Below are 9,520 nucleotides of genomic sequence, written 5' to 3' on the forward strand. Positions count from 1 at the left end.
CGAATCCTTGAGCTTCTCGAGCGTGTCCTCGGCCCGTGCAGAACCAAGAACGGCCAGCGCGGCCACCAGGACGAGCAATGATCTTTTCATTCGGACTCCTTGAAAAACCTTGAGTTTGAAATCACAACGCGATCATGCCGCAGCCGGCGCCAGGGTTTGCCAGTGAGCGCTCGCCACGTTCATTGCCGCGTGCCGGATGCGCGTTCTGTTCGGTCGATTCCATTGGCTGATCTCTCGCTCGATTTCAAGCAAGACACCCTAGCGTTCCCAGCCATAGGGCGGTGCCGTCAACGCTCCCAAATGGCTGTAGGACATCGGGCCGACGGCCGCGGTTGCGCCGTCCGTTGGGCACCCGTGACTCAGCGCGTGGCCGCCGCCGCCAGGTGCTGCCAGAGCGCCTGCACGCCGGGCTTCACATGCCGGGCCACCTCGGCGCGTTCGCGGTAGATGCGCACTTCCATCGTCAGCTCGAAGCTGCCCGCCAACGCGGCCGGGACCAAGCTGCGGGTGTGCAGCTCTTTTCTCACCGAACTGGCCGGCAGGAAGGCCAGGCCGTGGCCTTCGAGCGCCATCGCCTTGAGGCCTTCGGCCATGTCGGTTTCGTAGATCGCATCGAGCGGCGCCATTACCGTGCCGGCCTGCACCGCCTGTTTGATGATGAGGTCGACCATCTGCCCGAGGTAGGCACCGGCCGCGTACGCAAGGAAGGGCAGGCCCTCATTGGCACGCGCGGGCAGGCGGAACAACGGCTGGCCGTCGGGCCCGGCCTTGGCATAGGCGCGCAGTGACTCGTGGCCGAGCGTGAGCATCTCGTAGCGCTCGGCTGAGAGCTGCAGCGGCTGCGCCGGGTGGTGGTAGGCGATCAGCAGGTCGCAGCTGCCTTCGGCCAGGCGCAGCACCGCGTCATGCACGTTGAGCGCGATGAGCCGGCTCTTGAGCGCGCCGAAGTCGCGCTTCAAGTCCATCACCCAATGCGGAAAGAACGCGAACGCCAGGGTGTGCGGCACCGCGAACTCGATCATGTCCTGATCCGCCGGCCGGTGGCTGCGCATCAGGTTGCGCGTGGTCTGCAGCGCGCCGATGATGTCGATGGCCTGCGCATGAAACGTCTCGCCGGCCGGGGTGAGCCGCGTCGGGTAGGACGAGCGATCCACCAGGTCGGTGCCGGCCCAGGCCTCGAGCGCCTGGATGCGCCGGCTGAAGGCCGGTTGCGTGACATGCCGCAGTTGCGCCGAGCGCGAGAAGCTGCGCGTCTCGGCCAGGCTCACGAAGTCTTCGAGCCACTTGGTTTCCACGCGGGGCAGTGTAGCGACGCACCGCAAGAGGCCGCGCCTCGGTGAACACTTTGTCGGGTCGCCCTCTATTGCAGCGAACCGAGGGGTTTTATACGATCGCCGTCCGGAGCCGAGCTGCCCGATCCATGCTGACGAATCCGATGCGAGCCCACCATGCGTCCCTTGACGTGTTCAATGCGATCTTCAAGGTAATTCCGTGGCCGGCGCTGATGCTGGGCCAGGACGGCGCCGTGATCGTCACCAGCGAAGAAGCCGATGCGCCGGCCAGCCAGCTCCCCGCTGCGGCGCCGCCGAGCAGCCTGCGCGAGCGTGCCGGGCACTACGTCGCGGCCCTGCGGGGCGAGCCGCCGTGGTTGACGCCCCAGGAGGTCGACACCACCCGCAGCCTGCCCTCGGGCGAGGTGGTGCATGAGCGGCTCGTGGTGCGCCGCACCGACTGGGGCGCGTGCCTGATCATCATTGACCAGACCGAGTTGCGGCAGCTGCAGGTCGCGGACGTGCAGACCGCGCGGCTTGCGGCGCTCGGCTTCATGGTGGCGGGGGTGTGTCACGAGATCAGCAATCCGCTCACGTCGCTGCATTCCGTCGTGCAGATCCTGCGCTCCGAACCGCCGCCGGGCCCGGAACTGCTTCAAAAGGGTCTGAGCAATATCGCCGGCAGCGTGAGAAAAATTCTCGACATATCGCGCCGCCTGGTGCGGTTCTCGCGCGTCGGCGACGAGCCTCGTGCCCGCTTCCCGGTCGACGTTGCGATTGAAGAAGCGTTGCAGGTCATGCGCCAGGACGGGCTGCTCGATCGGATCGACCTGCAGTGGCGTTGCGACCCGGCGGCGCTCGTGGTCGGCAACACCGGGCAGCTCTCCGAGGTTTTCTTGAACCTGTTGCTCAATGCGGTGCAGGCGATGGACGGGAGCGGGCGCCTGGGCATCGATACCGCCACGGCCGGCGGGGCCGTGGAAGTGGTCGTCAGCGACACCGGCCCCGGCATCTCCGAGGCGGTGCGCTCGCGCATGTTCGAGCCCTTTTTCACCACCCGGTCAGCGGCTCACGGCACCGGTCTTGGCCTGGCGATCAGCCGCGAAATCGTGCTCGAACACGGCGGCAGCCTGAACGCCGACCGCACCCCGCGGGGCGCGTCCTTTCGCGTCGAACTGCCGCGGGCAAGACCATGACCACGCCCCCCATCGGCGAGTCGCAGCGGCGGGCCTCTTCGGCACGGATTCTCGTCGTCGACGACGATCACAACGTCGGCGACTGCGTCGAGATGCTGCTGCTGCGTCGCGGCCACGAATGCGTCGTCACCCGCACCGCCAGCCAGGCCCTGGAACAGATCGCAGGCGACGAGTTCGATCTGGTCATCACCGACCTGCGCCTGCCCGACGCGAGCGGGCTGGACGTGGTTGCCGCGGCGAAGCAGGCGCATGCCGAGACGCAAGTCATCCTGATGACCAGCTTCTCGTCGGTCGAGAGCGCGATCGAGGCTTTGCGCCGCGGCGCCAACGACTACATCATCAAGCCGTTCGACAACGACGACTTCCTGTTCTCGGTCGAGCGTGCGCTGGGCGAAAGGCGCACCCGCAAGGAGAACCTGGCGCTCAAGCGCAGCCTTCGCAAGGCCTTCGCGCAGAACGAGATCATCGGCGAGAGCGAGGGCATCAAACGGCTGCAGGCGATGATCGAGCGCGTCGTCGACACCGACACGAACGTGCTGATCCAGGGCGAGAGCGGCACCGGCAAGGAACTGGTCGCGCAGGCGATCCACTTCGGCGGCAGTCGCGCGAACCGACCGTTCGTGCCGGTGAACTGCGGGGCGATTCCGTCCGAATTGATCGAGTCCGAGCTGTTCGGCCATGCCAAGGGCGCCTACACGGGGGCGGTGACGGCCAGCGAAGGCCTGATCCGCGAGGCCAGCGGCGGCACGCTGTTTCTCGACGAGATTTCCGAGATGCCGCTCAACGTCCAGGTCAAGCTGCTGCGCGTCATCCAGGAGCGCCAAGTGCGCCCGCTCGGGTCGAGCCACAGTTACAGCACCGACACGCGCTTCCTGGCGGCCAGCAATCGCAATCTCAAGGAGAGCGCAGAAAACGGCAGCTTCCGTGCCGATCTCTTCTACCGCTTGAACGTCATCACCATCAATGTGCCGCCGCTGCGCGACCGGGGTGGCGACATCGAGGTACTTGCCAGGCGGTTCATGCAGCAGTGCAGCCGCAAGTTCGGCAACCGCGTGCGCGGCATGCGCCAGGACTTCATCGACCTTCTCAAACAGTACAGCTGGCCGGGCAACGTGCGCGAACTGCAAAACGTCATCGAGCGTGCCGTGATCCTGGCCGAGTCCGACCTGCTGACGGCCGCCGAACTCGAAGACATGATCGCCTTGCCGATGACCGACGAACTGGTCTTGAAGATCGAAGGCGCGCCGCTGTCGATCGAGGAATACATCCGCGAAGTGATCACGCTCTACCAGGACAGCCACAGCGAAACCGCGTTGGCGGCCATCCTGGGCATCGGGCGCAAGGCCTTGTGGATGCGGCGTCGCAACTGGGGCCTGTACCGCGATGGCGATCGCGGCACGAGCGCGCCCGACGGGCCCCGCCGGCCCAAACAAACGAGCTGATGCGCCACAGCACATCAGCCCCAGGGAGCTAGCCATGACGAACCAGCCGACCGCGACGATGACGCCGCTAGAGATCCTGTCGCAGACCGATTTTTTCCAGCAGCTGGCGCCCAAACAATTGCGCAGCGTGGCGCAACTCAGCCGCCTGGAGGAGTGCGGCGAGGGGCAACAGATTTACCACCTCGGCGAGCCGGCCATGACCGCCTATGTGCTCGTGCAGGGCATGGTGAGGCTGGCCATCGGCCTGGGCAGCCGCAACGCCAGCGCGGGCGACTTTCTCCGGCGCGGCGATGTGTTCGGGTGGGCCGCGCTGACGCCCGCCTCGCGCGTGCGCATCGCGACCGCGTCGTGCCTGACGCCGTGCGCATTGCTGGCCATCGACGGTGCGGGGTTGCTCGGCCTGATGGAGGCAGACCACACGCTGGGCTATCGCCTGATGTGCCAGCTCAACCGCCTGATCACCGGCACCTTGACCGCCTTCGCCGCCGGTTGAGCACGGCGCCGCGCGCAAGCGCGGCGATGGCAAGCGCCCTCCTTCGGCGACGCTCTACATCAAGCCGATCAGCAGCCCGGCCCCGACGGCGATGCACAGCAAGCCGACGCCGCGGCGCAGTGTTGTTGCATTCACGGCATGGGCCAAGTGCACGCCGATGTAGACGCCGACGACCTCGAACACGACCAGCATGGCAGCGAGCTTGAAATCGATCGCGCCGTGCACCAGATGGCCGGCGCTGCCCGACGCGGCAGCCAGGATCTGCACGACCTGGCTGGCGCCGACGGTGGCCAGCGGCGGGAAGCCCAGCATCACCATCATCGGCACCGACAGCGCCGGCCCGCCGACGCCGGTCAGGCCCGAGCCGAAGCCCGTCACGGCGCCGACGGCGAACAGCAGCTTGCGTTGTGCACGCGGCCTGCCCGCGAACGCCGTCGACCGCGCTGCGGCGTTGCCGAACAGCGTGTAGACGCCCGCCAGCACGATCAGCACCGCGAGGATCACCGTCAACACCGGTGCGTCGAGCTTCGAGTTGGCCCAGGCCCCCACGAAACCGAACACCGCGCCTCCGGCACACAGCGGCACGGTGAGCGACCAGTCGATGCTGCCCCGGCGCTGGAACAGCAAGGTCGCGGCGACGCCCGTGAACACGAAGGTGAACAAGGCCGTGGCCATCGACGCCTGGATGGACAACGGCGTCAGCAGGCCGAGCGCGGGAATCAGCAGCACTCCGCCAACGCCGACCATGCCGATCAGCAGGCCGACGACGATGGCCACCGCGGCGAGCCAGATCATGGACTGGCGGCTGTGCCCATGGTGGACCTCGGGGCCGCTTTGCAGCACGGGTGTTCGGCGGGGGGGCTTACGCGGCTACCGGCCGGCCCCCATCCCGGCTTTCTCCCAGAGGGGGAAGGAGCAAAGACGGCAATGGGGCGCGAGCGCATGGCCACGTCGTGCCGATGCGATGTTTCAGCCGAGTCGTTCAGGAAATGGCCTGGTAGTAGAGGTTCTGCGGGTGGTTGGACTGCGCGAAGAAGAACCAGCGCTCGGCGATCAGCCCTGCGTACTGGACCACGAAGGCCATGCACAACAGGCTCGCCGACGCGGCGCCGGGCTTGCCCAGGCCCACGCCCAGGCCCAACAGCAACAGCGGCGCGACGAACGCCAGCGCCAGGAACACCCACTTGATCGAGCGCAGGAAGCCCTTGCTGCGCCCGTGAAAGAACTCGCGCGTGTTGTACGAGCCGCCCATGAAGCCCATCGATTTTTGAACGATGCGCGGGTGATGAATGCCGGTGGCCGACTGCATCGTTGACTTGCGCTTGATGCGCCCGTTGCGCAGCAGGGACGCACTGCGCGTGGCCAGTCCCAGCAGGGTGAGCGCGATGGCTGCGATGCCGTAGGGCGCCACCAGGTTGTCGGCCGCAAGGGCTGCGAACGCGGTGGCCAAGGTGAAGCCCGAGGCCGAGCCGAGCACGGTGTAGTTGATGACCGTCAAGGGGCTGGCCCATTCCTGCAAGAACTTGATGCACGCGTAGATCATGCCGGTGCAGATGAAGAGTGCGAAGCACAGCACCGTCGCCGCGGCGCCGATGGCGCGCGCGACCGGCCAGGCGAACCAGTGCGCCAGGCCGTAGAGCAACACCAGCAACATGAACAACGGCAGGGCGATGCCCTCGCGCGAGAGCCATGAGGTGCGCCACATCGCCATCGCGCGCCAGGCGCGCTCGGGATGGCCGAGGTGGAACAGTGAAGCTATGGCTCCGGCGCCGGTGAACACCAGCGCAATGAGCGAGCCGAAGGCAAAGAAGGCCCGGTCGCCGCTGAGCTCGATCAAGCGCAGCGCCTGGGCCACGTCGGCCGCATAGAGGGCGAGAAAGAGCCCCTGGCCGGCGCCGATCAGCGTGGTGAGAAAGATGACCGAGAAGCCCGGGTGCATGGCAGTGTTCCTGGTGAAGAAATCGCTGGCGGATGGGCCGCAAAAACGCGCGCGACCACGGCGGGCGTCAGCCGGAGAAGTTGGCGGCGTCGTCCAGGGTCGAGCGCTGGGTGCCCGGCCGCGGCGCTGGCGCATCGAGCTTTTTCGGGCTGTCCGGGCGCATCACTTCGTCGTCCCGCAGCTTGATCTCGACCTTGCGGCGCGGCAGGTAGTGATTGGAGGGCGCCGTGCCCCATTCGGGCATGAGCTGGTAGCCACCGCGCTCACGAATGGCGGTCGAGACCTCCGACTCGGGGTCGTGTACGTCGCCGAACAAACGTGCGCTGGTCGGGCAGGCCATCACGCAGGCCGGGCGGCGGTCTTGTGGCGCGAGGTCTTCGTTGTAGATGCGGTCGACGCACAAGGTGCACTTGGTCATCACCAGCCGGTGTTCATCAAGCTCGCGCACGCCGTAGGGGCAGGCCCAGGCGCAGTAGCCGCAGCCGATGCACTTGTCGTAGTCGACCAGCACGATGCCGTCTTCCTTGCGCTTGTAGCTCGCGCCGGTCGGGCACACCGGCACGCACGGCGGGTCTTCGCAGTGCAGGCAGGACTTGGGGAAGTGCACGGTCTCGGTGTTCGGGAACTCGCCGACCTCGAAGGTCTGCACCCGGTTGAAGAAGGTGCCGGTCGGGTCGGCGTCGTAAGGCCGGTCGTCGGCCAGGAAGCCGGCACTGCCGGACGTGTTCCAGGACTTGCAACTGGTCACGCAGGCATGGCAGCCGACGCAGACGTTCAGATCGATGACGAGCGCGAGTTGTGTCATGGGCTTCTTTCGGAACGGTGCTCGGTCACTCGCCGGCGCCGCCGCCGGCAAAGTAGGCTTGCCAGATGCGACGGACCTTGGCTGCGCCGGGATAGGGTTTCAAGGCCGCGAATTCGGGCGCAGTGCGCCGCGGTTCGTCGGCCTCGGCCTTGTAGATGCGAACGCGCACGTCGTACCAACCGGCCTGGCCGGTGATCGGGTCGGAGTTGGACAGCGCCCCCGCGCCCTGGGTGGCGGGCAGCTCTTCGGTGATCAGGTGGTTGAGCAAGAAGCCCTTCTGCGATTCGTTGGCCTGCGGCCCGAGCTGCCAAGCGCCCGATGCCTTGCCGATGGCGTTCCAGGTCCACACGGTGCCGGGCTCGAGCGCCTCGCTGTAGCGGCACATGCAGCGCACCTTGCCCCAGGCCGACTCGACCCAGATCCAGTCGTCATCGGCGATGCCTCGAGCGCGCGCCGTCAGCGGGTTGACGAACAGGTAGTTGTGGCTGTGGATCTGCCGCAGCCAGGCGTTCTGCGAGTCCCACGAGTGGTACATCGCCATCGGCCGCTGCGTGACCGCATTGAGCGGGTACACGGCGCGGTCGATGGCTTGTAGCTCGAGCGGCTCGTAATGAAACGGCAAGGGGTCGAAATAGAGTGCGACGCGCTCGCGCAGATGCTCGGGCGGCTGCTTGCCGGCGCGTCGGCCTTGGGCCGCGAGGCGGAACTTCTGCAGCACCTCCGAGTAGATGTGGATCAGGATCGGGTCGGCATCGCGGCGCATGCGCACGCTCTTGGACCAGTCCATGTAGCCCTTGTTCCAGTTGCGCATGTACTGGTAGGACGGCGGCATCTCGTAATGAAAGAAGCAGTTGTTCTTCGCATACATCTCCCACTGCTTCGGGTTCGGTTCGCCGCAGATCGACTTGGCTCCGTCGGCGCCGCGCCAGCCGGCCAGGAAGCCGATGCCCGAGCCGGGCGCGGTCTCGTAGTTGACGACGAAGTCGGGGTAGCCGCTGAACTTGCGCGAGCCGTCCGGCTTGGTGAAGGCCGGTAGGCCGAGACGTCCGGCCAGCTCGACGATGACCTCCTGGAACGGCTTGCACAGGCCGTGCGGCTCGACCACCGGGATGCGCACGGCGTCCATCGGCCCGTCGAATTCCGAGATCGGACGGTCGAGCATCGACATCACGTCGTGGCGCTCGAGGTAGGTGGTGTCGGGCAGGATCAGGTCGGCGAACGCCGTCATCTCCGACTGGAACGCATCGCACACCACCAGGAAGGGAATCTTGTAGTCGCCGTCCTCGTGCTTGTCATTGAGCATGTCGCGCACTTCGCTGGTGTTCATGCTGGAGTTCCAGGCCATGTTCGCCATGAAGATCAACAAGGTGTCGATGCGGTAGGGGTCGCCGCGCCAGGCGTTGGTGATCACGTTGTGCATCATTCCGTGAACCGACAGCGGGTGCTCCCACGAGAACGCCTTGTCGATGCGCACCGGCTTGCCGTCGTCGTCGACGCAGAGGTCGTTCGGGTCGGCCGGAAAGCCCAGCGGCATGCCCTCGAGCGGGCTGTTCGGCTTGATGTCCTGTGGCCCGCGCGGCGGCTTGGCGATCGGTGGAATGGCGCGCGGAAACGGCGCCTTGTGCCGAAAGCCACCGGGCCGGTCGATGGTGCCGAGCAGGCTCATCAGGATCGCCAGGCTGCGCACCGTTTGAAAGCCGTTGGAATGGGCGGCCAGCCCGCGCATCGCATGAAAGGCGACCGGATTGCCGGTCACCGTCTGGTGCTCGACGCCCCAGGAATCGGTCCACGCGATCGGCAGGTGGATCTTGTGGTCGCGCGCGGTCACGCCCATCTCGTGCGCGAGCCGGTAGATGGTGGCCGCGGGGATGCCGGTCAGCTCGGCGGCCCATTCGGGCGTGTAGTCCTTGACGCGCTCGACCAGCAACTGGAACGACGGTTTGACCCGTTTGCCGTCGGGCAATGCGTATTCGCCGTGCAGCCTGGGGTCGGCACCGACGGTGTGGGTGGGCACCAGCGCGTCGCTGTGGCGGTCCCACCAGAACTTGTTGTGCGGGTAGTCGGGGTTGACCACGTCGCCGTCGGCGTCCATCGCGAACAGGCCGAAGTCGTCATCGCCTTCGGTCTGGTTCACCAACTGCCCGGCGTTCGTGTAGCGCGCCAGGAACTCGCGGTCGTAGAGGCCCTTGTCGATGACGACATGGATCAGCGCCAGCAGCAGCGCCCCGTCGCTGCCGGGGCGGATCGGCACCCATTCGTCGGCGATGGCCGAATAGCCGGTGCGGATCGGGTTGATCGAGACGAAGCGACCGCCGCCGCGCTTGAACTTGGAGAGCGCGATCTTGAGCGGGTTGGAGTGGTGGTCCTCGGCGGT

Annotated in this window: 8 protein-coding genes; 3 read left to right on the forward strand and 5 right to left on the reverse strand. The window is 66.7% G+C overall.

The genetic code is table 11. From position 1 onward, the window contains the following. Positions 1-359: 359 nt before the first annotated feature. On the reverse strand, positions 360-1,295 hold the full coding sequence (locus RMO12_RS14545) for a LysR family transcriptional regulator (protein WP_309639835.1): 936 nt from the start codon (positions 1,293-1,295) through the stop codon (positions 360-362). Between the two features lie 125 nt (positions 1,296-1,420). On the opposite strand from RMO12_RS14545, the gene RMO12_RS14550 reads away from it, so the two are divergent. The 3 genes from RMO12_RS14550 to RMO12_RS14560 are packed head-to-tail and all read left to right on the forward strand — an operon-like array spanning position 1,421 to position 4,402. Continuing rightward, positions 1,421-2,467 carry an ATP-binding protein gene (locus tag RMO12_RS14550; RefSeq protein ID WP_309639836.1) on the forward strand — a complete coding sequence of 349 codons (1,047 nt, stop codon included), beginning with the start codon at positions 1,421-1,423 and terminating at the stop codon, positions 2,465-2,467. Continuing rightward, positions 2,464-3,909, forward strand: a complete 1,446-nt coding sequence (locus tag RMO12_RS14555; protein WP_309624538.1) for a sigma-54 dependent transcriptional regulator — start codon at positions 2,464-2,466, stop codon at positions 3,907-3,909. The genes RMO12_RS14550 and RMO12_RS14555 overlap by 4 nt, the downstream gene beginning before the upstream one ends. Positions 3,910-3,943: 34 nt before the next feature. Next, positions 3,944-4,402, forward strand: coding sequence for a cyclic nucleotide-binding domain-containing protein (locus RMO12_RS14560; protein ID WP_309624539.1), 459 nt, complete (start codon positions 3,944-3,946; stop codon positions 4,400-4,402). 54 nt (positions 4,403-4,456) lie between these two features. Here RMO12_RS14560 and RMO12_RS14565 read toward each other — a convergent pair whose 3' ends face one another. From RMO12_RS14565 to RMO12_RS14580, 4 genes are all read right to left on the reverse strand, one after another. Beyond that, the gene (locus RMO12_RS14565; protein WP_309624540.1) at positions 4,457-5,197 is read right to left on the reverse strand and encodes a sulfite exporter TauE/SafE family protein; all 741 of its coding nucleotides are present in this window, start codon (positions 5,195-5,197) and stop codon (positions 4,457-4,459) included. Positions 5,198-5,384: 187 nt separating this feature from the next. After that, positions 5,385-6,341, reverse strand: coding sequence for a DmsC/YnfH family molybdoenzyme membrane anchor subunit (locus RMO12_RS14570; protein ID WP_309639837.1), 957 nt, complete (start codon positions 6,339-6,341; stop codon positions 5,385-5,387). A 67-nt stretch (positions 6,342-6,408) separates the two neighbouring features. Next, positions 6,409-7,146, reverse strand: coding sequence for a 4Fe-4S dicluster domain-containing protein (locus RMO12_RS14575; protein ID WP_309639838.1), 738 nt, complete (start codon positions 7,144-7,146; stop codon positions 6,409-6,411). 25 nt (positions 7,147-7,171) lie between these two features. Next, positions 7,172-9,520: molybdopterin oxidoreductase family protein (locus RMO12_RS14580; RefSeq protein WP_309639839.1), on the reverse strand; the 2,349-nt coding region annotated here is incomplete at its 5' end.

This window comes from Methylibium sp., assembly GCF_031393925.1.
Classification (GTDB): domain Bacteria; phylum Pseudomonadota; class Gammaproteobacteria; order Burkholderiales; family Burkholderiaceae_C; genus Methylibium.

What these genes read in the sequence shown, in the direction of transcription:
- RMO12_RS14575 (WP_309639838.1), bottom strand. Translation starts at nt 7,146, where the DNA reads ATGACACAACTCGCGCTCGTCATCGATCTGAACGTCTGCGTCGGCTGC.
- RMO12_RS14570 (WP_309639837.1), bottom strand. Translation starts at nt 6,341, where the DNA reads ATGCACCCGGGCTTCTCGGTCATCTTTCTCACCACGCTGATCGGCGCC.
- RMO12_RS14560 (WP_309624539.1), top strand. Translation starts at nt 3,944, where the DNA reads ATGACGAACCAGCCGACCGCGACGATGACGCCGCTAGAGATCCTGTCG.
- RMO12_RS14555 (WP_309624538.1), top strand. Translation starts at nt 2,464, where the DNA reads ATGACCACGCCCCCCATCGGCGAGTCGCAGCGGCGGGCCTCTTCGGCA.
- RMO12_RS14550 (WP_309639836.1), top strand. Translation starts at nt 1,421, where the DNA reads ATGCTGACGAATCCGATGCGAGCCCACCATGCGTCCCTTGACGTGTTC.
- RMO12_RS14565 (WP_309624540.1), bottom strand. Translation starts at nt 5,197, where the DNA reads ATGATCTGGCTCGCCGCGGTGGCCATCGTCGTCGGCCTGCTGATCGGC.